This is a genomic window from Bordetella bronchiseptica (assembly GCF_900636925.1).
In the GTDB taxonomy this organism is placed as follows: domain Bacteria; phylum Pseudomonadota; class Gammaproteobacteria; order Burkholderiales; family Burkholderiaceae_B; genus Bordetella; species Bordetella pertussis.
On the sequence record NZ_LR134326.1, the window covers coordinates 1,046,678 to 1,069,815 of the forward strand.

The 23,138-nt window shown below is 68.9% G+C and carries 24 protein-coding genes and 1 riboswitch; of the genes, 11 read left to right on the forward strand and 13 right to left on the reverse strand.

Annotated elements, in window-relative coordinates:
- Positions 1-1,074: a Holliday junction branch migration DNA helicase RuvB gene (gene ruvB / locus EL288_RS04935; RefSeq protein WP_003814231.1), complete on the reverse strand. Its 1,074-nt coding sequence runs from the start codon at positions 1,072-1,074 to the stop codon at positions 1-3.
- Between the two features lie 122 nt (positions 1,075-1,196).
- Here ruvB and EL288_RS04940 point away from each other — a divergent pair, with 122 nt between their 5' ends.
- Complete coding sequence (locus tag EL288_RS04940) at positions 1,197-2,165, forward strand: threo-3-hydroxy-L-aspartate ammonia-lyase (protein WP_003814230.1); 969 nt, start codon at positions 1,197-1,199, stop codon at positions 2,163-2,165.
- 73 nt (positions 2,166-2,238) lie between these two features.
- Positions 2,239-3,150 (forward strand): complex I NDUFA9 subunit family protein, encoded by a 912-nt coding sequence (locus EL288_RS04945; RefSeq protein WP_010927008.1) that lies wholly within the window; start codon positions 2,239-2,241, stop codon positions 3,148-3,150.
- Positions 3,151-3,168: 18 nt separating this feature from the next.
- Here the strand turns inward: EL288_RS04945 and ruvA are convergent, their stop codons facing one another.
- The 6 genes from ruvA to EL288_RS04975 all read right to left on the reverse strand — a co-directional run bounded on the left by ruvA (position 3,169) and on the right by EL288_RS04975 (position 8,581).
- Entirely contained in the window at positions 3,169-3,741 is a 573-nt protein-coding gene (ruvA, locus tag EL288_RS04950; protein ID WP_003814226.1) for a Holliday junction branch migration protein RuvA, read from the reverse strand.
- Positions 3,742-3,821: 80 nt separating this feature from the next.
- A complete protein-coding gene (ruvC, locus tag EL288_RS04955) occupies positions 3,822-4,370 on the reverse strand; it encodes a crossover junction endodeoxyribonuclease RuvC (RefSeq protein WP_003814225.1) in 549 nt (182 codons plus the stop codon).
- The gene (purH, locus tag EL288_RS04960; RefSeq protein WP_003814223.1) at positions 4,370-5,959 is read right to left on the reverse strand and encodes a bifunctional phosphoribosylaminoimidazolecarboxamide formyltransferase/IMP cyclohydrolase; all 1,590 of its coding nucleotides are present in this window, start codon (positions 5,957-5,959) and stop codon (positions 4,370-4,372) included. The genes ruvC and purH overlap by 1 nt, the downstream gene beginning before the upstream one ends.
- Before the next feature lie 69 nt (positions 5,960-6,028).
- Positions 6,029-6,268, reverse strand: a complete 240-nt coding sequence (locus tag EL288_RS04965; RefSeq protein ID WP_003814221.1) for a helix-turn-helix domain-containing protein — start codon at positions 6,266-6,268, stop codon at positions 6,029-6,031.
- 40 nt (positions 6,269-6,308) lie between these two features.
- On the reverse strand, positions 6,309-7,334 hold the full coding sequence (dusB, locus tag EL288_RS04970) for a tRNA dihydrouridine synthase DusB (RefSeq protein WP_023995141.1): 1,026 nt from the start codon (positions 7,332-7,334) through the stop codon (positions 6,309-6,311).
- Between the two features lie 65 nt (positions 7,335-7,399).
- Complete coding sequence (locus tag EL288_RS04975) at positions 7,400-8,581, reverse strand: UbiH/UbiF/VisC/COQ6 family ubiquinone biosynthesis hydroxylase (protein WP_003814217.1); 1,182 nt, start codon at positions 8,579-8,581, stop codon at positions 7,400-7,402.
- A 96-nt stretch (positions 8,582-8,677) separates the two neighbouring features.
- Here EL288_RS04975 and EL288_RS04980 point away from each other — a divergent pair, with 96 nt between their 5' ends.
- Positions 8,678-9,130: a TM2 domain-containing protein gene (locus EL288_RS04980; RefSeq protein ID WP_003814215.1), complete on the forward strand. Its 453-nt coding sequence runs from the start codon at positions 8,678-8,680 to the stop codon at positions 9,128-9,130.
- A 9-nt stretch (positions 9,131-9,139) separates the two neighbouring features.
- On the opposite strand, the gene EL288_RS04985 is transcribed toward EL288_RS04980, so the two are convergent.
- Entirely contained in the window at positions 9,140-10,480 is a 1,341-nt protein-coding gene (locus EL288_RS04985; RefSeq protein ID WP_003814212.1) for an aminopeptidase P N-terminal domain-containing protein, read from the reverse strand.
- A 79-nt stretch (positions 10,481-10,559) separates the two neighbouring features.
- Positions 10,560-10,753: riboswitch (yybP-ykoY riboswitch) on the forward strand.
- 43 nt (positions 10,754-10,796) lie between these two features.
- Here EL288_RS04985 and EL288_RS04990 point away from each other — a divergent pair.
- From EL288_RS04990 to EL288_RS05005, 4 genes are all read left to right on the forward strand, one after another.
- Positions 10,797-11,804, forward strand: a complete 1,008-nt coding sequence (locus tag EL288_RS04990; protein WP_003820973.1) for a sodium:calcium antiporter — start codon at positions 10,797-10,799, stop codon at positions 11,802-11,804.
- 381 nt (positions 11,805-12,185) lie between these two features.
- A complete protein-coding gene (locus EL288_RS04995; RefSeq protein WP_003814209.1) occupies positions 12,186-12,545 on the forward strand; it encodes a hypothetical protein in 360 nt (119 codons plus the stop codon).
- A gap of 257 nt (positions 12,546-12,802) precedes the next feature.
- Complete coding sequence (locus EL288_RS05000) at positions 12,803-13,897, forward strand: porin (RefSeq protein ID WP_033459078.1); 1,095 nt, start codon at positions 12,803-12,805, stop codon at positions 13,895-13,897.
- A gap of 81 nt (positions 13,898-13,978) precedes the next feature.
- Positions 13,979-14,860: a cytochrome c oxidase assembly protein gene (locus EL288_RS05005; RefSeq protein WP_003814205.1), complete on the forward strand. Its 882-nt coding sequence runs from the start codon at positions 13,979-13,981 to the stop codon at positions 14,858-14,860.
- A 21-nt stretch (positions 14,861-14,881) separates the two neighbouring features.
- Here the strand turns inward: EL288_RS05005 and galU are convergent, their stop codons facing one another.
- The gene (gene galU, locus EL288_RS05010; RefSeq protein ID WP_003814203.1) at positions 14,882-15,721 is read right to left on the reverse strand and encodes a UTP--glucose-1-phosphate uridylyltransferase GalU; all 840 of its coding nucleotides are present in this window, start codon (positions 15,719-15,721) and stop codon (positions 14,882-14,884) included.
- Between the two features lie 75 nt (positions 15,722-15,796).
- On the opposite strand from galU, the gene EL288_RS05015 reads away from it, so the two are divergent.
- A complete protein-coding gene (locus EL288_RS05015) occupies positions 15,797-17,314 on the forward strand; it encodes a M48 family metalloprotease (protein WP_003814201.1) in 1,518 nt (505 codons plus the stop codon).
- Positions 17,315-17,410: 96 nt separating this feature from the next.
- Here the strand turns inward: EL288_RS05015 and EL288_RS05020 are convergent, their stop codons facing one another.
- From EL288_RS05020 to EL288_RS05035, 4 genes are read right to left on the reverse strand one after another with little or no spacing between them, the layout of a single operon-like run.
- Positions 17,411-18,511: a YheT family hydrolase gene (locus EL288_RS05020; protein WP_003814199.1), complete on the reverse strand. Its 1,101-nt coding sequence runs from the start codon at positions 18,509-18,511 to the stop codon at positions 17,411-17,413.
- 16 nt (positions 18,512-18,527) lie between these two features.
- The gene (locus EL288_RS05025) at positions 18,528-18,950 is read right to left on the reverse strand and encodes a YybH family protein (RefSeq protein ID WP_003814197.1); all 423 of its coding nucleotides are present in this window, start codon (positions 18,948-18,950) and stop codon (positions 18,528-18,530) included.
- A gap of 22 nt (positions 18,951-18,972) precedes the next feature.
- Positions 18,973-19,185 carry a zinc-finger domain-containing protein gene (locus EL288_RS05030; protein WP_003814195.1) on the reverse strand — a complete coding sequence of 71 codons (213 nt, stop codon included), beginning with the start codon at positions 19,183-19,185 and terminating at the stop codon, positions 18,973-18,975.
- 46 nt (positions 19,186-19,231) lie between these two features.
- Positions 19,232-20,152 carry a branched-chain amino acid transaminase gene (locus EL288_RS05035; protein ID WP_003814193.1) on the reverse strand — a complete coding sequence of 307 codons (921 nt, stop codon included), beginning with the start codon at positions 20,150-20,152 and terminating at the stop codon, positions 19,232-19,234.
- Between the two features lie 182 nt (positions 20,153-20,334).
- Between EL288_RS05035 and EL288_RS05040 the strand changes: the two genes are divergently transcribed.
- From EL288_RS05040 to EL288_RS05055, 3 genes are all read left to right on the forward strand, one after another.
- Positions 20,335-21,084 (forward strand): AzlC family ABC transporter permease, encoded by a 750-nt coding sequence (locus tag EL288_RS05040; protein ID WP_010931455.1) that lies wholly within the window; start codon positions 20,335-20,337, stop codon positions 21,082-21,084.
- Between the two features lie 2 nt (positions 21,085-21,086).
- Entirely contained in the window at positions 21,087-21,416 is a 330-nt protein-coding gene (locus EL288_RS05045; RefSeq protein ID WP_033459080.1) for an AzlD domain-containing protein, read from the forward strand.
- 286 nt (positions 21,417-21,702) lie between these two features.
- Complete coding sequence (locus tag EL288_RS05055; protein ID WP_033448688.1) at positions 21,703-23,136, forward strand: DEAD/DEAH box helicase; 1,434 nt, start codon at positions 21,703-21,705, stop codon at positions 23,134-23,136.
- Positions 23,137-23,138 lie beyond the last annotated feature (2 nt).

The window sequence follows — 23,138 nt, forward strand, 5'->3', positions numbered from 1 at the left end:
CTACTTGCTGAACAGCTCGCCCGTGCCGCCGCTCGCCGCGGCCGGCGGGGTCAGCCCCAGGTGGCGCCAGGTCGTCAGCGTGGCGGTGCGGCCGCGCGGCGTGCGCTGCAGGTAGCCGTGCTGGATCAGATACGGCTCGATGACGTCTTCGATGGTGTCGCGCTCTTCGCCGATCGCCGCCGCCAGGCTGTCCACGCCGACCGGGCCGCCGTCGAACTTGTGCACGATGGCTTCGAGCAGCTTGCGGTCCATGACATCCAGGCCCTGCGGGTCCACATCCAGCATGGCCAGCGCGCGGCCGGCGGCGTCCTGGTCGATCACGCCGTGAGCCTTGACCTGCGCATAGTCGCGCACGCGCCGCAGCAGGCGGTTGGCGATACGCGGCGTGCCGCGCGAGCGGCGCGCCACTTCGTGCGCGCCGTCGGCGGTGATGTCGGCGTTGAGCAGGCTGGCGCTGCGCGTGACGATGCGGGCCAGTTCGTCGGTGTTGTAGAACTCCAGCCGCGACACGATGCCGAAGCGGTCGCGCAGCGGATTGGTCAGCATGCCGGCGCGGGTGGTGGCGCCCACCAGCGTGAAGGGTTGCAGGTCCAGCTTGACGCTGCGCGCGGCCGGGCCTTCGCCGATCAGGATGTCGATCTGGAAGTCTTCCAGCGCCGGATAAAGGATTTCCTCGACCACCGGCGACAGGCGGTGGATCTCGTCGATGAACAGGACGTCGTTGCGTTCCAGGTTGGTCAGCAGCGCCGCCAGGTCGCCCGGGCGCTCCAGCACGGGGCCGGACGTCTGGCGCAGCTGCACGCCCATTTCGTGCGCGATGATGTGCGCCAGGGTGGTCTTGCCCAGGCCCGGCGGGCCGAACAGCAGGACATGGTCGAGCGCCTCGCCGCGCTTGCGCGCGGCCGCGATGAAGATCTCCAGCTGTTCGCGCGCGCGCTGCTGGCCGACGTATTCTTCCAGCGCCTTGGGCCGCAGGGCGCGTTCGATCGACTCCTCGTTGGGCGACACCGGTTGCGGCGCGACAATGCGGGGAGAATCGGGCAGGGAAGAGAGCGAGTCGGACTGAATGGCCATAAATTCGGATCTGGGCGTGCGCGAAAGGCATCGTACACCACCCGGGCAGGCCTTGCGCCCGCCGGGCGCCGGCGATAGCGATATGATGCGGCAATCGCAGCCCGCCCATCGAGGATTCCCCCATGCAGCCCCAATTGCCCACTTACGCCGACGTCGAGCAGGCGGCCGCCACGCTGGCTGGCGTGGCCCATCGCACGCCCGTGCTGACCTCGGCCACCGCCGACGCCATGGCCGGCGCGCAGGTCTTTTTCAAGTGCGAGAACTTCCAGCGCATGGGGGCGTTCAAGTTTCGCGGCGGCTACAACGCCATCGCCCGCCTGACGCCCGAACAGCGCCGCGCCGGCGTGGTGACATTTTCGTCGGGCAACCATGCCCAGGCCATCGCCCTGGCCGCGCGCCTGCAGGGCGTGCAGGCCACCATCATCATGCCGCAGGACGCGCCGGCGGCCAAGCGCGCGGCCACCGAGGGCTACGGCGGCCGGGTCGTCACCTACGACCGCTACAGCGAGGACCGCGAGGCCATCGCGCGCCGCTTGCACGAAGAAACCGGCGCCACGCTGATCCCGCCCTATGACCACGCCGACGTGATCGCCGGGCAGGGGACCGCCGCCAAGGAACTGTTCGACGAGGTCGGCGAACTCGACTTCCTGTTCGTGTGCCTGGGCGGCGGCGGACTGCTGGCGGGCTCGGCCCTGGCGGCGCGGGCCCTCAGCCCGGCCTGCCGCGTCTACGGCGTCGAGCCGGCGGCCGGCAACGACGGCCAGCAATCCTTGCGCAAGGGCGAGATCGTCACCATCGCCGCCCCCAAGTCGATCGCCGACGGCGCGGTCACGACGCACCTGGGCCGGCTGACCTTCGCCATCATCCAGCAGCAGGTGGCGGACATCCTGACCGTCAGCGATGCCGAACTGGTGCAAAGCATGAGGTTCTTCGCCGAGCGCATGAAAATGGTGGTCGAACCCACCGGCTGCCTGGCCGCCACCGCCGCGTTGCGCAAACTCATCCCCGAGGCGGCCGGCAAGCGCGTCGGCGTCATCATCAGCGGCGGCAACGTCGACCTGCCGGTCTACGCGCGCCTGCTGGCCGACTGAGCGCGCCCTTGCGGGCGCGCCCGGGGCAGGGCAGAATGGGCCGGTCGACAATGATGCTACAGGGGGCTGCGCGATGCGTATCCTTGTCATCGGCGGAACCGGCTTCATCGGCCGTCATCTGGTTGCGCGCCTGGCGGCGCAAGAGCACAAGGTCCTGGTGCCGACGCGCCGCTACAACAAGGGGCGGGACCTGCAGGTGCTGCCCACGGTCACCCTGATCGAAGCGGACGTGCACGACGACGCCGAGCTGGACCGGCTCATGCACCGGTGCGATGCGGTCGTCAACCTGGTGGGCGTGCTGCATGGGGGCCGCGGACGTCCCTACGGCGCCGGCTTCGCCCGCGCGCACGTGCTGTTGCCGGAGCGCATTGCCCAGGCCTGCGTGCGCAACGGCGTGGCGCGCATGTTGCACGTCAGCGCGTTGGGCGCCGACAGCGGCGGCCCCAGCATGTACCTGCGCTCCAAGGGCGACGGCGAGGCCGCCATCCAGCGCGTGTTCGGCGCCACGGGCGGCTGGACGCTGTTCCGGCCCTCGGTGGTGTTCGGTCCCGACGACAACTTCACCCGGATGTTCGCGCGGCTGGCGCGCCTGTTCCCCGTCCTGCCGCTGGCCGGCGCGCGTTCGCGCATGCAGCCGGTCTATGTGGGCGACGTGGCCGACGCCATGATGGCGGCGCTGGCCAACGGCCATACGGCCGGCAAGATCTACGAGCTGTGCGGCCCGCAGGTCTACACCCTGGGTGAAATCGTGCGTTTGTGCGCGCTCTGGAGCGGCCACCCGCGGCCGGTATGCGAAATGCCGATGGCGCTGGGCCGGATGCAGGCGCTGTTGTTCGAATGCCTGCCCGGCGATCCGCTGGTCTCGCGCGACAACCTGGATTCGCTCACGCGCGACAACGTGGCCAGCGGCGCCGCGCCCTCGGGGCTGGCCGCGCCGCCCGCCGCGCTGGAGGCGGTCGCGCCGGCCTACCTGGCGCGGCGCTAGGGGCGCGGCCCGCCGGTCCTAGCGGACCAGGGCCTTGAGCGCCAGGCGGATGCCTTCCGACACGTCCACCCCGTCGGGCAGCTTCTTGAGCGCCGCCTGGGATTCCTTGTCGGAGTAGCCCAGCGCCAGCAGCGCGTTGAGGATATCGCTCTGGTGGCCGCTGGCCGCGTGCGGGGTGGCGCCGATGTCCGCGCCCAGCTTGCCGCGCATCTCCAGCAGCAGGCGCTCCGCGGTCTTCTTGCCGATGCCCGGCACGCGCGTCAGGCGCCCGGTCTCCTGCAGCGTGATGGCCTGCGACAGCTCGGCCACCGAGAGCCCCGACAGGACCGCCAGCGCGGTGCGCGCGCCGATGCCGGTCACCTTGATCAGCTCGCGGAACGTGCTGCGCTCGGCGCTGCTGCCGAACCCGTACAGCAGCTGCGCATCCTCGCGCACCACCAGGTGGGTGAACAGGGTGACCCGCGCGCCGGTCTCGGGCAGCGCATACAGGGTGCTCATGGGGACATCGATTTCATAGCCCACTCCGTTGACGTCGACACAGACGACGGGCGGCGATTTCTCGATGAGGGTTCCGGTAATGCGTCCGATCATGGGGTGACAGGCCAGGATGAGGGCGCCGCCACGGCGGCGGCGTTTGCCCGCATTCTATACGCAGTGCCGCCGCGCCGCGCTCAGCCGACCAGGCGGCCGTTGCGCAGGCGCGGGCGGCTGCCCAGTTGCGCGGCCGTGCCCAGGCGGTCCAGCTTGTCGTGCAGCGGGCCGACGTGGGCATGGCAAATGGCGCAGGCCAGCGCGTCGGCCGAATCGGGCGCGGGCGTGCCGTCCAGCGACAGCAGGCGCTGCACCATCATCTGCACCTGCTCCTTGGCCGCGCGGCCGGTGCCCACGACGGCTTTCTTGATCTGCAGCGCGGTGTACTCGTGCACGTCCAGCGCGCTGTCGGCCAGCGCGCACAGGGCCGCGCCGCGCGCCTGTCCCAGCAGCAGCGTGGAGGCCGGGTTGGTGTTGAGAAAGACGATTTCCAGCGCGGCGACGTCGGGCCGGGTCTCGCGCGCGACTTCGCGCAGGTTGTCGAGGATGACCTTCAGGCGTTCGGGCAGCGCCAGCGCCGGCGGGACCACGATGGTCCCGCTGGCGACGTAGCGCAGGCGCATGCCCTCGGCATCGATGACGCCAAAGCCGGTGCGGCGCAGGCCGGGGTCGATGCCGAGTACGCGCATCAGTGGCGGAAGTGGCGCGTGCCGGTCAGGACCATGGCGATGCCATGCTCGTCCGCCGCCGCGATCACTTCGTCGTCGCGCACGCTGCCGCCGGGCTGGATGACGCAGGTCGCGCCCGCCGCCACCACCACGTCCAGGCCGTCGCGGAAGGGGAAGAAGGCGTCCGAGGCGACCGCCGAACCGCGCAGGGTCAGGCCCGCGTTCTCGGCCTTGATCGAGGCGATGCGGGCCGAGTCGATGCGGCTCATCTGGCCGGCGCCCACGCCCAGCGTCATGCCGCCGCCCACGAACACGATGGCGTTGGACTTGACGTACTTGGCGACCTTCCAGGCAAACGCCAGGTCGTTCATTTCCTGCTCGGTGGGCTGGCGCTTGCTGACCACTTTCAGCGCGTCGCGCGGCACGTTGTAGGCGTCCGGGCTCTGCACCAGCCAGCCGCCGCCCACGCGCTTGATGTCGAAGGCATTCTGGCCCGGGCCGGCCGGCACTTCCAGCACGCGTACGTTCTTCTTGGCCGCCAGGATGGCCAGCGCCGCGCCGTCGTAGGCGGGGGCCAGCAGCACTTCCAGGAACTGGCCGCTGACCGCTTCGGCGGTGGCGGCGTCGACCGGGCGGTTGAAGGCGATGATGCCGCCGAAGGCCGAGGTCGGGTCGGTCTTGAAGGCCTGCTGGTAGGCGTGCAGCGTGCCGTCGCCGATCGCCACGCCGCACGGGTTGGCGTGCTTGACGATGACGCAGGCGGTGCTGTCGAAGCTGCGCACGCATTCCCAGGCCGCGTCCGCGTCGGCGATGTTGTTGTACGACAGCTCCTTGCCCTGCAGCTGGCGATAGTTGCCCAGCAGGCCCGCCGGACGCTGCGCGTCGACGTAGAACGCCGCGGTCTGGTGCGGGTTCTCGCCGTAGCGCAGCGCCTGCTCCTGGCGCACCTGGATGGTCAGGGTGCCCGGCCATTCGTTGCGCGCGGGCACCGCGTCCTGGGCCGGCGCGGCCTCGGCCAGGCTGGTCAGGTAGGCGGCGATGGCGCCGTCGTAGGCGGCGGTATGGCTGTAGACCTTGGCCGCCAGCTCCAGGCGCAGCGCGTACGAGGTGCTGCCGCCCTGGTCCATCTGGGCCAGCACGCGCGAGTAGTCGGCCGGATCGATCACGACCGTCACCCCGCCGGCGTCGGTGCCATGGTTCTTGGCGGCGGCGCGCAGCATGGCCGGGCCGCCGATGTCGATGTTCTCGATGGCGTCGGCGAAGGTGCAGTCGGGCTTGGCCACGGTTTCGCGAAACGGATACAGGTTGACCACCAGCATATCGATGCGATCGATGCCGCAGGCGGCGATCGTATCCATGTGCTCGGCGCTGTCGCGCCGCGCCAGCAGGCCGCCGTGGATCTTGGGATGCAGCGTCTTCACGCGGCCTTCCAGGATTTCCGGCGAACCGGTGTGCTGGGCGACCTCGGTGACGGCCAGGCCGGCTTCGGACAGCAGGCGGGCGGTTCCTCCGGTCGACAGCAGGCGCACGCCGCGAGCGGTCAGGGCGCGGGCGAATTCGACGATGCCGGTCTTGTCGGACACCGAGAGCAGGGCGGTTTCGATTTTCATGTCAGCAGGCAGGTGGGGCGCCGCCGTCGCGGGCGAGCAGGGCGCGGGATACGGGAAAAGGGCGATGTTCTACGGCTGGATGTTGTGCGCCAGCAGCTTCTTGCGCAGGGTGTTGCGCGTGATGCCGAGCATTTCCGATGCCCGCGACTGGTTGCCGCCGGAGCGTTCCAGGGCCACTTCGAGAACCGGGCGCTCCACGCAGCGCATCACCATGTCCCACATGTCGTGGGGCTCGGAATCGCCCAAGTCTTCGAAATAGCGCTCCAGGCTGGCGCGCACGCATTCTTCCAGGACATCTTTCTTGCTCATTTTGAGTGCAGAGTGTTTTTATGTTGGTGGTGACTGGCGGTCATGCCGCCAGCAGGGGTTGCGCCACAAAGGCCTGCTGGTCGCGGCCCTCGCGCAAAATGGTGTCGAACCAGTCGGCCACCGCGCGCCATTGCTCGCGCGTGTTGTCGATCTGGTTCATGCGGGCGCAGAACGCGGCTGCGCCCGGCAGGTCGTCCAGGTACCAGCCTATGTGCTTGCGCGCCGTGCGTACGCCGGTGTGTTCGCCATAGAAGCGGTAGTGGTCGTCCAGGTGTTCGAGCAGCAGGTCGCGCATCTCGCCGTACGACGGCGGCGCCAGCCTGGCGCCGGTGCGCAGGTAGTGGTCGATCTCCCGGAATATCCAGGGACGCCCCTGCGCGGCCCGGCCGATCATGACGGCGTCGGCGCCAGTGTAATCCAGGACCTGGCGCGCTTTCTCGGGCGAATCGATATCGCCGTTGGCGATAACGGGAATCTTCAGTTCGGCCTTGACGGCCCGTATCGTGTCGTACTCGGCCTGTCCGGTGTACAGGTCGGCGCGGGTGCGGCCATGCAGGGTCAGGGCGGCGATGCCCGCCTGTTCGGCCAGGCGGCCCACCCGCAAGGCGTTGCGGTGCTCGCGGTCCCAGCCGGTGCGGGTCTTGAGCGTCACCGGCACGCCCAGCGGCGCGCAGGCTGCCACCACGGCCTCCAGGATGCGGACGATCAGGTCTTCGTGGCGCAGCAGCGCCGAGCCGGACGCCACGTTGCACACCTTCTTGACCGGGCAGCCCATGTTGATGTCGATGATGCGGGCGCCCTTGGCGACATTGAAAGCGGCGGCTTCCGCCATCATCGTGGGGTCAGCGCCGGCGATCTGCACCGAAATCGGGTCTATCTCGCCCTCATGGTTCAAGCGGCGCGAGGTCTTGACGCTGTCCCACAGCCGCGGGTTGCTCGCGGCCATTTCCGAGACCGCATAGCCCGCCCCCAGCCGCTTGCAGAGCTGGCGGTAGGGACGATCCGTCACCCCGGCCATCGGGGCGACCAGAACGTTGTTGGGAAGGGACCAGGGACCGATGCGCATGCGCACATTTTAACCGCCTTGCGTCCATCCCCATTTTTCCAGATCGCGCGGGCCCTGTTTCAGGGTCAGACCCTGAGGCCTTGCAACAGATGGCGAGCCAGCGGCGCGCGCAATGGCGCGGCGATGTCCAGCCCCAGCAGGGCCAGTCCGCAGGCGTGTTCGACCGGAGCCAGGCCGGTGGCGAAAATGCGCGGCATCAGGTCGGTCAGGCCGGCGGTCACCCAGCGGTCGGCCAGCCGGGCGCGGGCAAAGGTGGCCAGCAGGGGGGATGGGTCGGCCTGCGGGGCGGCCAGCCAGTCGGGCAGGGCGTGGGCCAGCTGCGCGGCGTCGCGCAGCCCCAGGTTGAGGCCCTGGCCGGCCACCGGGTGCAGCGTCTGGGCGGCGTTGCCTATCGTGGCGAGGCGGCCGTGCGCCTGCGCATGGCGCGCCTTGAGCTCCAGCGGGAAAACGTGGCGCGGCGCCGCGCTGCGCAGGCGCCCCAGCCGGGTGCCGAACGCTTCGGTCAGTTCGCGCGAGAACGCCTCGTCATCCAGGCCGGCCAGCCGCCGGGCGCGCGGCGGCGCGCAACACCATACGACCGAGTAGGCCTCCGGCGTCTGGGGGTGCGGCAGCATGGCCAGAGGACCTTCGTTGGTAAAGCGCTCCCAGGCCCAGCCGGACCGCGGCAGCGTGGCGTGGGCGCTGGTCAATACCGCGTGCTGGGCATAGTCGCGCCGCACGTCGCTGCCCCCGGCGCCGTCGCACTGGACGGCTAGCCGGCAATGCAGCGCGGCGTCGCCCTGGCGCACCGTCAGGCCTTCGCCATCCTGGCCGTCGACGCGGGCAGGCGGGCCGGACAAGACCGTAACGCCGCAGTCCTGCACCGCCTGTTCCAGCTGCGCATGCAGGGCCGCGTAGGCGACCACATTGCCCAGTTGCGGCACGTCGAAATCCTCGCGGTCGATGACCGTGCGGCCGAGGCGGCCGCGCTGCGAAACGTGGATATGGCGGATCTCGGCGGCATGGGCCGGCCAGGCGCGCAGCGATTCCAGCAGCACCCGGCTGCCGTGGTTCAGCGCCAGCACGCGCGGGTCGGCCGCCGGGCCGAGCGTGCCCGCCGGCGTCGGGGGCAGGCCCGCGCCGCCTTGCAGCAGGGCGATGCGCTGCGGCTGCGGCGTCAGGCGCGCCAGCAGCAGGGCCAGCACGCGGCCGACCGGGCCGGCGCCCAGGATGGCGATATCGTAGGCGGGCAGAGTCATGCAGCGCATTCTACCCGTTCCCTCCGGGGCTTCCCTTGGCCGCGCCAGCCCCTAAAATGCCCCTGTCCGGCACGCGCCGCTTTTCCGATTTCCTCACAATCCGACATGACGCAGGCACACCTTTCCGTTCCCGGCGCCGCCCGCCGGCCGCGCAGCAAGATCGCCCTGGGCCTGCTGGCCTGCGCATTGGGCTGGATCGGCGCGCACTGGTGGTATCTGGGGCGGCGCCGCGCCTGGATGGTCACCCTGGCGGCCATCCTGTGCCTGGCGGCCACCCAGTGGTTTCCGGTCTGGTACGACAACCCGGCGTTCTTCCTGCTGTTCATTCCCATGATCGACGGGTTCATCGAAGGGGTGGTGTTCAGCCTGATGCCCGACGAGAAATTCGATCGCCTGTACAACCCCGGGCTGGGGCAGGTCTCGCGCACCGGCTGGGGGCCGGTGCTGGTGGCAATATTCGGTGTGCTGGTGGGCGCCATCGCGTCGATGTTCGCCGTCGCGATGGTCGTGGTCTACACCTGGGTCGCCATGGGCTGGCTCGACGGCTACGTGTTCTAGGGCGCGCCACTATTCGCGCATCAGGGCTTCGATCTCGCGCGCCTGCACCGGCACGCCGCGGGTGATGAGTTCGCAGCCTTCCTCGGTCACCAGGGCGTCGTCCTCGATCCGGATGCCGATATCCCAGAAGCGCGCCGGCACGTCGTCGGCCGCGCGCACGTAGATGCCCGGCTCCACCGTCAGCATCATGCCCGGCTCGAGCATGCGCCACGGGCGTGGCGCGCCGGCCGGCCCGGCGCCGCGGTAATCGCCCACGTCATGCACGTCCAGGCCCAGCCAATGCCCGGTGCGATGCATGTAGAAGCGGCTGTAGGCGCCCGATTCCAGCACCCCGTCCAGCGATCCCGTCAACAGTTTTTCGTCCAGCATGCCCTGGGCCAGCACGCGTACCGCCGCTTCGTGTCCGTCGTTCCAGCTGCGGCCCGGGCCGGTGGCCGCCACGGCCGCCTCCTGGGCGTGCGCCACCAGGTCGTACAGCGCGCGCTGCGGTCCGCTGAACCGGCCGTTGACCGGGAAAGTGCGGGTAATGTCGGCGGCGTAGCTGTCGTATTCGCAACCGGCGTCGATCAGCACCAGGTCGCCGTCGCGCAGTTCGGCGTCGCCGGCGGGGTAGTGCAGCACGCAGGCATTGGCGCCGGCGGCCACGATGCTGTTGTACGCCACCGATTGCGCGCCCTGGCGGCGGAATTCGTACAGCAGCTCGGCCTCCAGCTCATACTCGCGCATGCCGGGACGGGCCGCGCGCATCGCGCGCTGGTGCGCGGCGGCCGAAATCTTGGCCGCGCGGCGCATGGCGGCGATCTCGGCGGCGTCCTTGACCAGCCGCATGCCGGCCAGGACGGGGGCGGGGTCGCGCAGCACGGCCGGCGCCAGGCGGCCGCTGCGGCCCTGCGCGCGCGCCGCGGCCAGCCAGCCGCGCACCCGTTCGTCGAGCGCCGCGCTGGCCGCCACGGGCGTCCACAGGGCGGGCTGGTCCAGCAGCAGGGCGGGCACCAGTTCGTCCAGCGTGCCGATCCCGTGGGCGTCGTCGAAACCGAAGCGCGCCGCGGCCGCCTCGGGGCCGAAGCGGAACCCTTCCCAGACCTCATGCTCGGGATGCTTGTCGCGGCAGAACAGCAGGGCGCGATCGGTGGCGCCGGCGACCAGCACCAGCCAGGCCTCGGGCTCGGTGAAGCCGGTCAGGTAGAAGAAATCGCTGTCGTGCCGGTACGGGTACTCGGCGTCGCGATTGCGCAAGGCCTGCGGCGCGGTGGGCAGGATGGCGATGCCGCCGCCCGCGGCGCGCATGTGATCCATCAGGCGCCGGCGGCGCGCGGCAAACGGGGCGATGTCGTCGGGAGGCAGGCTCATTGCGTGGCGCGCTCGGATACGGGGCCTTTTACTTTACCGCGCCCGCGCGCCGGCCAGGCAGATTGCCTGCTACAATCCGCGCACTGTCATTGGGGAGTAGCCATCTCTATCCCCGGATCCGCCTCCGAACAGAGGCCGGCTCCAGAGAGTCAGCGTCAACACACTTGGTGGTTTCGTACCCCATGGCGCTGACGGCCCGCACGCACGGATCATCCGCGCGCAGCAGCCCGGCGAGACCTTTGGCCGCGATGCGTTCACCCTGCCGGGCGAGCCGCGTCGTCGTGCCATTGGGATCTGCTCGTCCGGCCGCGTCATCATGTTCATCACCCTGCTGTTGTTCTTCCTCTCGGCCGCGATCATCTATTTCGCGTGCGAGTTCTTCGTCAACGGCGTCGAATGGGTCGGCCACCGCTTCAAGCTCGGGGCCACCGCGACCGGCACCGTGCTGGCGGCCTTCGGCACGGCGCTGCCGGAAAGCGCCGTCACGTTCATGGCCGTGGTGTTCGGCACCACGCCCGAGCAGAAGGATATCGGCGTGGGCGCCGCGATGGGCGGACCGCTGGTGCTGGCGACGCTGGCCTATGCCGTGGTGGGGCTGACGCTGGCGCGCACGCGCCGCGCCGGCTCCAGCCAGGTGGAGGCCGCCATCAATGCCGACCAGCGGCGCCTGGCGCGCGACCAGGCCTGGTTCATGGGCGTGTTCGTGTTCAAGGTGGCGCTGGGCCTGCTGGCATTCGCCTGGAAGCCCTGGCTGGGCCTGCTGTTCCTGGCGGTCTACGGACTGTACGTCAAGCGCGAACTGACCCGCGAGGAAGAGTGCCTGGATTGCGAAGACCTTGAGCCGCTCAAGCTGCGGCCGCGCGATCCCAGCCCCAGCCTGTTCTGGGCCTGTACGCAGACGGTGCTGGCGCTGGCCGTGATCGCGCTGGCTTCGCACGTGTTCGTGCGCCAGATCGAGCTGCTGGGCCTGGCCATGGGCGCCTCGCCGCACGTGGCGGCCCTGCTGCTTGCCCCGGTGGCCACGGAACTGCCGGAAATCATGAACGCCCTGATCTGGGTGCGGCAGGGCAAGGAGCGCCTGGCCCTGGCCAATATTTCCGGCGCCATGATGATCCAGGCCACCATTCCCAGCGCGCTGGGCATCTTCCTGACGCCGTGGCTGCTCGACGCCCCCTTGCTCGCCGCCGGCGGCTTCACCCTGGCGGCGATCCTGCTGCTGTGGCTGCGCTTCCGGCGCGCCGCCATGAGCGTGCCGGCGCTGTCGGCGGTGGGCGGCCTGTACGCCCTGTTCGCGGGATACCTGGGCTGGCATTTCTACGCTTGAGCCGCATGACGCCGCCACGCTGGCCGTTTCAGCGCGGCGGCGGCCCAAAAGTGTTGTTTATTAGTAGAAACCCGAGTAGAATCGACGTGTTTATATCCCCTGGAGTTGTTCTGTGAATACCGATTCCGGCGACAGTAGTCGATCTTGCATCGACGCTATTGCCTGACAGGACGCAAGCAGAGCACCCATCTGCCGCATCCTGTCATGCAGGGTGCGGTATGTCCGACGCGCAGCGCGCCGGGCCTTCCCACCAAATCCGCCAGAACCGCCGCCTGCCGCCAGCGTAAGTCCGCGCGCGTATCGTCGTGCGCCGCCTTTGCTGCGTGGTTGTCGCGTGCGCGCGTATCCGCAGTCCGATTCCGCTCAGTAACGGAGGTCGACATGCGTTTCTTTGACTTGTTCCTGCGCCGTGCCGGGGTTGATCGCACCCATGCGCTCAGCCAACGCCGCGGCACCTCCCGCCTTACCTTCGTCTGCCCGCGCGATGCGCTGGGCGCCGTGCGCAAGCAGATCTGCCTGGATTTCTCGGCCGCCGGCCTGAGCGTGGCCCAGTTCCAGGTCGACAGCGGCCGCGACGCCGAGCTGGCGTCGGCCTGCATCACGGTCAGCTGCCCGCCCGAGCTGCGCGCCGAGCTGATGTCGCAGGCGCGCCGCCTCAGCGCCAACCCGGCGGTACAGCAGCTGCGCTTCGGCGCCGCCGAGCCAGCCGGCGCGCGCGCCTGTGCCGAGGCCGTGGCCTGAACCGCGCGGGCCATGCGCGCTTCCTCCCTCCAGCCGCGCCGCGCGGCCGGCGCCATACCGGCGCGGCCGCGCACGCCGGCGGTCTAGGCGCTTTTCTTCCATTCTTGTATCTCCGCGTGCGGTTTGGCTCCGGGACAGGTGAATGTCTGCGGGTTTTGGCATCGGACCAGTCTGCTTTTCTTCTTGGCTAACCTCCGGGTACGACGCGGCGCGCTAGGCTGAACCCTGTTTTCACCCTTGATTCGGGAGTTCCAGGCATGCGTCGTCTTCTCGTCGTGGCCGCCATGGCGGCCGGCTCTTCCAGCGTTTTCTGGTCCGTCGCGCCAGCAAGGGCCGCCAACCAGCTCGAGTTGTATGGGGTGGTGGACGTGGGGCTGGCCACCACGCGCGTGTCCGGCCTGGGCACGCGGCAGCAGGTGCTCGGCGGGGGGCAGACCGACAACCTCTGGGGCCTGCGCGGCACCGAGGAGCTGGACGGCGGCTGGCGGGCGTCGTTCGGCCTGGAAAGCGGTTTCGACGCCGCCAACGGCACCCGCAACGACGACGCACGGCTGTTCGACTACGGCACCTGGGTCGGCCTGGGCCACGCCGGCGTTGGCGAATTGAGCCTGGGCCGCCAGCAGTCCATCGGCCTGCAATACGGGGGCCAGCTCGAAATCGCCTCGTGGCGCGACATGGGCATGGGGGCGCTGTTCAAGGCGTCCGACAACTATCGCGTCAACAACCTGGTCAATTACCTGTCGCCGGAGTTCTCCGGCTGGCAATGGGGGGTGGGCTACGCCTTCGACGTCGAAAGCGGCGACACCGGGCGGTTCGACCGCAGCCCGGCTTTCAGCACCGGTCTCAAGTACGAGGATGGCCCGCTGCTGGCCGCCTTCACCTGGGACAAGCTCAACCTCCACGACACGTCGGCAACCGGCGGCCGCTCGCCGCAAGCCTTGCAGGCCGGTTTCACGTACGACTTCGAGGCGCTCAAGATGGCGCTAGCCTGGTCGCGCCAGCGCAACGGTTTCGTGGGCCTGAACGGTGGCGGCCAGATTGGCCTGGGCCCGGAGCCGTTCGCCCATGGTGGCGCCATCAATGCATGGCTGCTGGGTCTGGAAGTGCCCGTGCACGGCAATGGCGCATGGCTGGTGCAGGGCTCCATGGCCCGCCCCGACTGGCATTGGGCCAATGGCCAGCAGGCAAGCAAGGCCTATGTCGTGACGCTGGGCTATCGCCAGGATCTTTCCGCGCGCACCAGCCTTTATGCCTATGGCGGGTATATGAAAGGCTACGATCCGGAAGACCCCTTCGCCTCCGACGTGGGCCGCGCCTCGCGGTTTGGCGTGGGAATGACCCAGCGCTTCTGAGCATTCCCGGCCTTTCAGCGCGTCGTCAACTACAATCAGGCGGCGAGGCGTCGCGCCTCGCCACCTGCTGGCTGTTTTCGGATGACGCGCATGGATTGGCTGGAGTGGCTCATACCTTGGGAATTTTCGCCCACGCTGGTGGCGGCGTTTGTCGTCGCCATTGTGTTGTTCGTGCGTGGACAGCGCGTGCATCACGTGACCGCGGCACGCCAATGGCTGTTCTGGTCGGGCATGGTGCTGCTGTACCTGTCGATGCATACGCGGCTGGACTATTACGCCGAGCGCATGTTCTTCATCCACCGCGCCCAGCACCTGGTGCTGCACCATCTGGGGCCCTTGCTGGTGATGGCGGCTTTCCCCGGTTCGGCGATGCGTGCCGGCCTGCCCATGGCGTGGCGCGTGCGCTTGCGCGACTTCCTGCGTACCGGCACGGGGCGGGCGCTGGCGGCGGTGCTGACCCACAAGGTGTTCGTGCCGACGCTGTTCGTCTTCCTGGTGCTGGTGTGGCTGCTGCCTTCCGTCCAGTTCTATTCCATGCTCGACTGGCGCCTGTACCGGCTGATGAATTGGTCGGTCGTCATCAGCGGTTTCATGTACTGGAACCTCATTCTTGATCGCCGCCCCAGTCCTCCCGCGGCCATGACGCCGGGCGGGCGTGTGCTGTCGCCGGCGCTGACCATGGCGCCGCAAATGGTGGCCGGCGCGGTCATCGCCTTTACCGAGCGCGACCTGTATCCCCTGTTCGAACTGTGCGGCCGGGCCATCGCCATGTCGGCACAGACCGATCAGACCATAGGCGGGCTGACCATGTGGATACCGGCGGCGCTGGTCGAAGTGGTGGGCCTGCTGGTGGCGCTGGGCACCTTGATGCGCCTGTCGGGCAAGGGCCGCCTGCGGCCGCAGGACCGCGCGGCGCGGGCCCGGCAGCGGGCCGCCGGGAGTCCGACCAGTCCGGCCGCCTGAGCGCGGCCTCGATACCCGGCCTTATTCCGGAATCAGGCCGTGGTATTTGCGGCCCAGGGCCACGGTGGCCTGGAACATGCCCGCCTTGCTGCCGCAGTCATAGCGCTTGCCGTCATAGCGGTGCGCATAGACGTCGCGTTCGCGCAGCAGCGCGGCGATACCGTCCGTCAGCTGGATTTCATTGCCCGCCCCGACCGTGGTGGCACGCAGATGGTCGAAAATGGCTGCCTCCAGCACATAGCGGCCGACGACCGCCAGGGTGGTGGGGGCTTGCTCGGGGGCGGGTTTCTCGACGATGTGGGTGACACGCTCGGTGCGCGCATCGACTGGCTGGCTGGCCACGATGCCGTATTTGCGCGTGTCTTCGCGCGGCACCTCCTGTACGCCCAGCACGCTGCCCTGGCGCGCCACCGCCACGTCGATCAGCTGCTTGAGCACCGGCGTGTCGGCGTCGATCAGGTCATCGGCCAGCAGCACCGCGAAGGGCTCGTTGCCTACCGCCGGCGCGGCCGTCAGCACGGCATGTCCCAGGCCCAGCGGGGCCGATTGGCGGATGTACAGGCAGTTCACGTGCGCGGGGAGGATGTCGCGGACCAGCGCCAGCAGTTCGTGCTTGCCCTTCGCTTCCAGGTCGGTTTCCAGCTCGGGGGCGGCATCGAAATGGTCTTCGATGGCCCGCTTGTTGCGGCCCGTGACGAAGATGAGGTCGGTGATCCCAGCGGCGACGGCCTCTTCGACGGCATATTGGATCAGGGGTTTGTCCACGACCGGCAGCATTTCCTTCGGCATGGCCTTGGTGGCGGGCAGAAAACGGGTGCCCATACCGGCCACGGGAAAGACGGCTTTGCGGACAACTTGCATGAAAACTCCAGGGGGAAGTGCGGGAAAATTTGTCGAAGCGGCAAACTTTTTACCACCTCTGGCTATCATAGTGCCATGAACCGCTGGAACCTGACATTTTCGCCATCGCTGGGCAGGCGCGCGCTTGCCGCGGCGTTGAGCCTGGCGCTGGGCTTGCCGGTCGCGCCGGCGGTGGGGCAGCCTTCCGGCCTGCCTTCAATGGGCGCGGCGTCCGCCTCCGAGCTTTCGCCCATGCTGGAGCGCCAACTGGGCGACGCCATCATGGCCCAGGGCCGGCGGGACCCCACCTATATCAACGATCCCGAACTGCGCCAGTACCTGACCACCATGGGGCGCAAGCTGGCTTCGTTCGCTCCAGGCGCCGCGCCGCACGTCGAGATGTTCGGCGTGCGCGATCCGGAAATCAACGCTTTCGCGATGCCGGGCGGGTATATCGGCGTCAACACGGGCCTCATCGTGTCCTCGGCGAGCGAATCGGAACTGGCGGCGGTGCTGGCGCACGAAATCGGCCACGTTGCCCAGCGCCATATCGCCCGGGGGATGACGCAGCAGAACCAGAACAGCATGGTGATGCTGGCCAGCCTGGCCGGCGCCTTGCTGGCGGCGCTGGCCGGCGGCGGAGGCAACCTCGCCATGGGGGTGGCCGCGTTCGGCCAGGCGGCGGCGATCAATCGTCAACTGGGTTTTTCGCGCGATGCCGAGCGCGAAGCCGACCGCACCGGGTTGCAGATGCTTGCCAAGGCCGGCTACGACCCCGACGGCATGGCCCAGATGTTCTCGCGCCTGATGAATGCGTCGCGCCTGAACGAAGGCATGGGCGGCGGCGCATGGGCCAGTACTCACCCCTTGTCGATCGATCGGATGTCCGACGTACAGAACCGCATCCGCGGCCTGCCGGGCTCGCGCCATGTGGACAGCGACGATTTCTGGTTCATCCGCGCCAAGATGCGGGTGGCGCAGGGGCGCGATGCGCTCAGCCTGCGCACCGCGCAGCAGCAGCTGCAGGACGAGTCGCGCGCGCTGTCGGGCGTGCGGCAGGCGGCCGCTTTCTATGGGTTGGCCTTGTATGCGTTCCAGCGCAACGACCTGGCCCAGGCGCGCGCCTTCCTGGAGCAGGCGGGGGCGGGCGGCCGTTCCTCGCCCCAGATGGCCCGCCTGGCGATCGACGTCGCCGTGGCTGCCAAGGACAATGACCAGGCGCTGGCGCTGGCGCAAGCCGCCGTCAAGCGCTGGCCGGATCGCAAGGCGCTGGGCATTGCCTACGCCCAGGCGCTGCAGGCTGCCGGCCGGCATGCCGACGCGCAGGCCTATTTGCGCGAGCGCGCCAGGCAGTGGGGCGGCGACGAGCCCAGCCTGTACCAGCTGCTTGCGCAAAGCGAAGAACGCACCGGCCACCCGGTGGATGCGCGCCGCAACATGGCGCGCTACTACGACCTGACCGGCGCCTATGCCTCGGCCGAGTCGCAGCTGCAGCAGGCGCGCGGCCTGTCGAACGATTTCTACGAGCAGTCGCAGATCGACGTTTCGATCCGCGAAATCAAGCAGAAGCTGGCCGACGAGCGGCAGCTGCTGGAACGGTTCAAGTCGGGCTGAGGCGGGCAAGCATGGATGCCGGCAGCGTTGCGCGGCCAGCCGCGCGATTGCTGGCTGTATGCCCAGTGGCGGAGGACGCTCGCCGAGGCCCGGGCCTCAGCTGCCCATCTCGAAGAAGCGTCCCAGCCGCTGCGGCAGCCAGTTCAGGTGCGCCGGGAACGGCCCGGTAGGGAACCCCGCGTGGCCGCCTTCGGCCGGCTGGTGCAGCAGCACGCTGTCCGAGCATTCGGCCGGGATGGGCAGGGCGCTTTCGGGCAGGAACGGATCGTTGCGGGCGTTGAGCACCAGCGTGGGCGTCTTGATATGGGCCAGCCAGGGCTTGCTGGACGCGCGCGTCCAGTAGTCCAGCGCATTGCGGTAGCCATGCATGCGCGCCGTATAGGCATCGTCGAAGTCGCGCAGGTCGCGCGCGTGGGCGATGCGTATGACGTCGATGGCGCCCGGAAAGCGCTTGGCCTTCTCCAGTACCTTGCGCCGCATGGTCTTCAGGAAGTACGCGGTGTAGATGCGCCGTGCGATGAAGCCGGTGCACAGGGCCTTGCCGCCGGCCACCAGGTCCAGGGGTACCGACACGCCGGCCGCGGCGGCCAGCCAGCTGGCCTCGTCGTGGTGTTCGCCCAGGTACTTGAGCAAGGCATTGCCGCCCAGCGAAACGCCCACCGCGTGCCAGCGCGCGTGCGGGATGCGCGCGCGCACGGTATCGAGCATGAAGCCGACTTCGGCCGAGTCGCCCGAATAATAGGCGCGCGCCAGCCGGTTGGGGACCCCGGAGCAGCCGCGGAAATGGGCGATGACGACGATCCAGCCGCGCGCCCGGAAATAATGGGCGATCGACTGCGCGTAGCGGCTGGTGCTGCCGCCTTCCAGCCCATGGAAGAGGATCAGCGCCGGCGTGTCGGCCGTTTGCGGCAGCGAGGCCCAGTCGGTCGCGGTGATCCAGCGCGCCGCCGCGATGCGGCCATTGCCTTGCGGCGCCGGGCCGGCGGGCGCGGCGCCTTCGGCGGTCTTGTGCGGGAACAGGCCAGGGCCGGTCCAGTCGAAGTCGACGAAATCGGTATCGGGGGTGTCGACCCGCTCGCGCACGAAAGCGATGCGGTGGTATTGGGCCAGCACCGCCGCGTATACCGTCTGGCTATGCCGGTCGGGCAGCCAGGGCGGAACGGGGCAGGGCGTCAGGTCGATTCTGGAGGCAGCCAACGAGATCCACCCGCCCTTAGTGGAGACGGTCGGGGAAGTCGTGCAGGTCGAGCACCCCGGCCTCGGCCGGCGCCTGCGAGGCATGGTGCAGCACCATGCGCCAGCCGGCCGGCCCCTTGTGATAGACGTTGGTGGCGTAGCAATTGGCGAACTGCGCGCCTTCGCGCGTCATTACCGTCACTTGTTCGACCAGCACATGCACGGCGCACATCATGCTTTGCATGACCAGCGGCCGCAGCGGCCGCAGGTGCAGCGGCCCGTTGGCCAGGACCTGCTGCCACGACTCATGGACGGCCGTGTGCCCGACGATACGCAGGCCGCCTGGATGGATGCAGGCGATTTCCTCGTCGTCGGACCAGACCTGCATCAGACGATCCAGGTCGGCATGTTCCAGTGCTTCGTAGAACGCGTGTTCGGCTTCGTCGGGCGTGGCAAACATGGTGGCGATGGCGGTAGGGATTTCAGTGGCCGTGGACGACCGTGCCGGGCTTGAGGCGGTAGGCGGCGCCACAGTACGGGCAGCTGGCCTGGCCGGTATGGGTGACGTCGAGGAAGACGCGCGGATGCATGCTCCACAGGGGCGCTTTCGGGCCCGGGCAGTACACGGGCAGGTCTTCGGCCCCGACTTCGATGGCGTCGTGGGCGGGGACGGCGGCTTGGGCGGCGGCGGTCATGAGTGATTCCTGAAAAAAAAGACAGCGTGGACAGCGTGGCTGGCGGTCATACCGGGGTCAGCCAATGCTGGTATTTGGGGTTGCGGCCGTTGACCAGGTCGAAGAAGGCCTGCTGCAGCTTCTCGGTGACCGGGCCGCGGCGGCCGGCGCCGATCTGCCGGTTGTCGACCTCGCGGATCGGCGTGACCTCGGCCGCGGTGCCAGTGAAGAAGGCTTCGTCGGCAATGTAGACGTCATCGCGTGTGAGGCGCTTGGTGACGACGCGCAGGCCGAGGTCGGCGGCCAGCGCATGGATGGTGGAGCGGGTGATGCCCGTCAGCGCCGAGGCGATCTCGGGCTCGCACAGCACGCCGTCCTTGACGATGAAAATGTTCTCGCCGGCGCCTTCGGCCACGAAACCCTCGGTATCGAGCAGCAGGGCCTCGTCGTAGCCATCCTGCAGCGCTTCGGCATTGGCGATGATGGAATTGGCGTACGTGGTGGCCACCTTGGCGCGCGGCATGGTGACGTTGACGTGCTGGCGCGCGAACGAGGACACCTTGACGCGGATGCCCTGCGCCAGGGCGGTCTCGCCCAGATAGGCGCCCCAGGGCCAGGCGGCGATGGCCACGTGCACCTGGGCGCCCTTGGGCGAGACCCCCATTTTTTCCGAGCCATAGAAGGCCAGCGGGCGCAGGTAACACGATGCCAGGCCGTTGGCGCGCACCACTTCGCGCTGGGCCTCGTTGAGGGTGTCGCGGTCGTACGGCAGCGGGATCTGGTAGATGTGGGCCGAATTGAACAGGCGGTTGGTGTGGTCCTGCAGCCGGAAGATGGCGGTGCCGGCCGCGGTTTCGTAGGCGCGCACGCCTTCGAAGACGGACAGTCCGTAGTGGAGGGAGTGGGTCAGCACGTGCGTGGTGGCCTCGCGCCAAGGCACCAGCTTGCCGTCATACCAGATGAAGCCGTCGCGGTCCGACATCGACATGATGTTCTCCCTCTATAGAGGCGCGTATTGTATCAAGCAGCGAGGTTACAATGATGTCGTGCTGGCGGCGTGGCCGCCCGTCGCGCGGTTTGCGCGCCGCCTGGCGTCTGCCTGGCCGGTCGCGCGTTTCGTTTCTCCTGTGAGTCCCATGTCGTCCTGTCCGTATCGCCAGGGGCTGCGCCTTGGCTTCTGATCCTGCCACTTCCGCGCTCGAAGACGCCCGCCAGGCCCGGCAGGAACGCGCGGACGCCTTTCGCGCCGGCGTGCGCGCCATTACCCCCGCCCTGATCGCCACCGGCACCTGGGGCATGGTCACGGGCGTGGCCATGGTCAAGTCCGGGCTGACCGAGTCCATGGCGCTGGCCATGACGCTGCTGATGTACGCCGGATCGGCGCAACTGACCTCGCTGCCGCTGATCGCCACCGGCGCGCCGCTGTGGCTGATTTTCGCCGCCGGCTTCGTGGTCAACCTGCGCTTTCTCATCTTCGGCGCGGCCCTGCATCCCTATTTCCGCCATATGTCCTGGCCGCGGCGCCTGGGGCTGGGCTATTTCACCACCGACATGGGCTTCGTGCTGTTCATGCCGCGCTTTGGCGACGCCGCCGAACGCGGCACCCGCGAGCAACTGTGGTTCTTCCTGGGCACGGTGGCGCCCGGCTGGATGGTCTGGCAGGTGACCTCGATCGTCGGCATCTACCTGGGGTCGCTGGTGCCGGAAGCCTGGTCGCTGGACTTCGCCGCGGTGCTGGCCTTGCTGGCCATCACGGTGCCGCTGGCCAATTCCAAGCCCATGCTGGTGTCGATGCTGGCGGCGGGCATGGTGGCCTGGGTGGGCCAGCTGCTGCCATTGCGGCTGGGCCTGGCGGCCGCCGTGGTGGCGGGCATCGTGGCCGGCATCTGGGCCGAACGCTTCTTCAAGGGGCGCACCTGACCATGTCGGACAGAGATCTCTACGTCTACGGCGCCATCCTGTTGCTGACGCTATGCAGCGTGCTGACGCGGGCCGGCTTCATGCTGTTCGGCGACTACATTCCCCTGCCCGATGGCGTCCGGCGGGCCTTGCGCTACGCGCCGGCGGCGGCCTTGACGGCGATCGTCGTGCCGGACCTGCTGCCCTGGAAAGCCGGCTTCGGGCCGGCGTTCGACTACAAGCTGGTGGCTGGCGTTCTTGCCATCATGGCGTTCCTGCGTACGCGCAGCGCGGTGCTGGTGATCGTGGTCGGGATGGTGGCCCTGTGGGGCCTGCGCTGGCTGGCCGGCTGAGGGTAGAAAAGCCCCCACGCTGCGCTCGCTGCGCCAGCTTGCTGCCCCCCAGGGGGGCTTTTGCCTTGGGGCGGCCCGGCGGTGGAAAATGCCCCCACGCTGCGCTCGCTGCGCCAGCTTGCTGCCCCCCAGGGGGGCTTTTGCCTTGGGGCGGCCCGGCGGCAAAAAAGCCCGCGTGGGCGCCCCGGGCCGCCGGTGCGCTAAAATAAGTTATCCACAAGCAATCCGGGCCTGGCCGTACGTCCGTTCTTGTTCTTTTTGCAGCCCCCGGCATCTGCCCATCTTAATGACTGAATCTACCTCCTCCGACGCGCCTGTTACCGACGCGCCTACGCGCACTTTCGCAGACTTCGGCCTGCATCCGTTACTGCTCAAGTCGATTGCCGACACCGGCTATACGAATCCCACGCCGATTCAGGCGCAGGCGATTCCGGTCGTAGTGGAAGGCCGCGATGTGATGGGCGCCGCCCAGACCGGCACCGGCAAGACGGCGGCATTCACGCTGCCGATCCTGCATCGCCTGATGCCGCTGGCCAATACCAGCGCATCGCCGGCGCGCCACCCGGTGCGGGCCCTCATTCTCACGCCCACGCGGGAACTGGCCGACCAGGTTTACGAAAGCGTCAAGCGCTACAGCCTGCATACGCCGCTGCGCAGCGCCGTGGTGTTCGGCGGCGTGGACATCGGTCCGCAGAAGGAAGCCCTGCGGCGCGGTTGCGAAGTCCTGGTGGCCACGCCGGGGCGCCTGCTCGATCACGTCGAGCAGAAGAACGTCAACCTCAGCCAGGTCGGCATCCTGGTGCTCGACGAGGCCGACCGCATGCTCGACATGGGCTTTCTGCCCGATCTCGAACGCATCATCCGCCTGTTGCCGGCGCAGCGCCAGGGGCTGCTGTTCTCGGCCACGTTCAGCAATGAAATCCGCAAGCTGGGCCGTTCGTACCTGAACCACCCGGTGGAGATCGAAGTCGCCGCGCGCAACGCCACGGCCGACACCGTCACGCAGATCGCCTACCAGATGCATGGCGATACCAAGCGGGCGGCGGTGGTGCACCTGGTCAAGTCGCGCGGCCTGAAGCAGGTCATCGTGTTTTCCAACACCAAGATCGGCACCGCGAGGCTGGCGCGCCAGCTCGAGCGTGACGGCGTGAAGGCCGAGTCGATCCACGGCGACAAGACCCAGGGCGACCGCATGAAGGCGCTCGAGGCGTTCAAGGCCGGCGATCTGGAAGTGCTGGTGGCGACCGACGTCGCGGCGCGCGGCCTGGACGTGGCCGGCGTGCCCTGCGTCATCAACTACGACCTGCCGTACAACGCCGAAGACTATGTCCACCGGATCGGCCGCACCGGCCGCGCCGGCGCGTCGGGCGAGGCGATCGCCCTGTTCACCGCCGACGAAGAGCGCTATCTGCTCGACATCGAGAAGCTGATCAAGCGCCAGGTGCCGCGCGGCAAGCTGGAACTGCCGGCCGACCTGGTTGCGCGCAGCCATGGCCGCGACCGCGACGCCCCGCGCGAGCGTGGCGCCGACCGCCACCGCGGCGAACGCCGCACTTCAGGCGCGGCCGCGCCGCGCCAGCCGGTCGACGAACTCTTCTACAAGCCTTACGAGCCTGCCAACGGCCAGCCGGCCTCGCCCGAGACGCCCGAGCAGGAAGGGCGCAGCAACGCGCCCAAGCGCCAACTGGCAGTGCTGCTGGGCGGCAGCCGCAAGGGCTGAGC

Coding starts and splice junctions, on each gene's coding strand:
- ruvB (WP_003814231.1), bottom strand. CDS start 1,074: ATGGCCATTCAGTCCGACTCGCTCTCTTCCCTGCCCGATTCTCCCCGC.
- EL288_RS04940 (WP_003814230.1), top strand. CDS start 1,197: ATGCAGCCCCAATTGCCCACTTACGCCGACGTCGAGCAGGCGGCCGCC.
- EL288_RS04945 (WP_010927008.1), top strand. CDS start 2,239: ATGCGTATCCTTGTCATCGGCGGAACCGGCTTCATCGGCCGTCATCTG.
- ruvA (WP_003814226.1), bottom strand. CDS start 3,741: ATGATCGGACGCATTACCGGAACCCTCATCGAGAAATCGCCGCCCGTC.
- ruvC (WP_003814225.1), bottom strand. CDS start 4,370: ATGCGCGTACTCGGCATCGACCCCGGCCTGCGCCGCACCGGCTTTGGC.
- purH (WP_003814223.1), bottom strand. CDS start 5,959: ATGAAAATCGAAACCGCCCTGCTCTCGGTGTCCGACAAGACCGGCATC.
- EL288_RS04965 (WP_003814221.1), bottom strand. CDS start 6,268: ATGAGCAAGAAAGATGTCCTGGAAGAATGCGTGCGCGCCAGCCTGGAG.
- dusB (WP_023995141.1), bottom strand. CDS start 7,334: ATGCGCATCGGTCCCTGGTCCCTTCCCAACAACGTTCTGGTCGCCCCG.
- EL288_RS04975 (WP_003814217.1), bottom strand. CDS start 8,581: ATGCGCTGCATGACTCTGCCCGCCTACGATATCGCCATCCTGGGCGCC.
- EL288_RS04980 (WP_003814215.1), top strand. CDS start 8,678: ATGACGCAGGCACACCTTTCCGTTCCCGGCGCCGCCCGCCGGCCGCGC.
- EL288_RS04985 (WP_003814212.1), bottom strand. CDS start 10,480: ATGAGCCTGCCTCCCGACGACATCGCCCCGTTTGCCGCGCGCCGCCGG.
- EL288_RS04990 (WP_003820973.1), top strand. CDS start 10,797: ATGTTCATCACCCTGCTGTTGTTCTTCCTCTCGGCCGCGATCATCTAT.
- EL288_RS04995 (WP_003814209.1), top strand. CDS start 12,186: ATGCGTTTCTTTGACTTGTTCCTGCGCCGTGCCGGGGTTGATCGCACC.
- EL288_RS05000 (WP_033459078.1), top strand. CDS start 12,803: ATGCGTCGTCTTCTCGTCGTGGCCGCCATGGCGGCCGGCTCTTCCAGC.
- EL288_RS05005 (WP_003814205.1), top strand. CDS start 13,979: ATGACGCGCATGGATTGGCTGGAGTGGCTCATACCTTGGGAATTTTCG.
- galU (WP_003814203.1), bottom strand. CDS start 15,721: ATGCAAGTTGTCCGCAAAGCCGTCTTTCCCGTGGCCGGTATGGGCACC.
- EL288_RS05015 (WP_003814201.1), top strand. CDS start 15,797: ATGAACCGCTGGAACCTGACATTTTCGCCATCGCTGGGCAGGCGCGCG.
- EL288_RS05025 (WP_003814197.1), bottom strand. CDS start 18,950: ATGTTTGCCACGCCCGACGAAGCCGAACACGCGTTCTACGAAGCACTG.
- EL288_RS05030 (WP_003814195.1), bottom strand. CDS start 19,185: ATGACCGCCGCCGCCCAAGCCGCCGTCCCCGCCCACGACGCCATCGAA.
- EL288_RS05035 (WP_003814193.1), bottom strand. CDS start 20,152: ATGTCGATGTCGGACCGCGACGGCTTCATCTGGTATGACGGCAAGCTG.
- EL288_RS05045 (WP_033459080.1), top strand. CDS start 21,087: ATGTCGGACAGAGATCTCTACGTCTACGGCGCCATCCTGTTGCTGACG.
- EL288_RS05055 (WP_033448688.1), top strand. CDS start 21,703: ATGACTGAATCTACCTCCTCCGACGCGCCTGTTACCGACGCGCCTACG.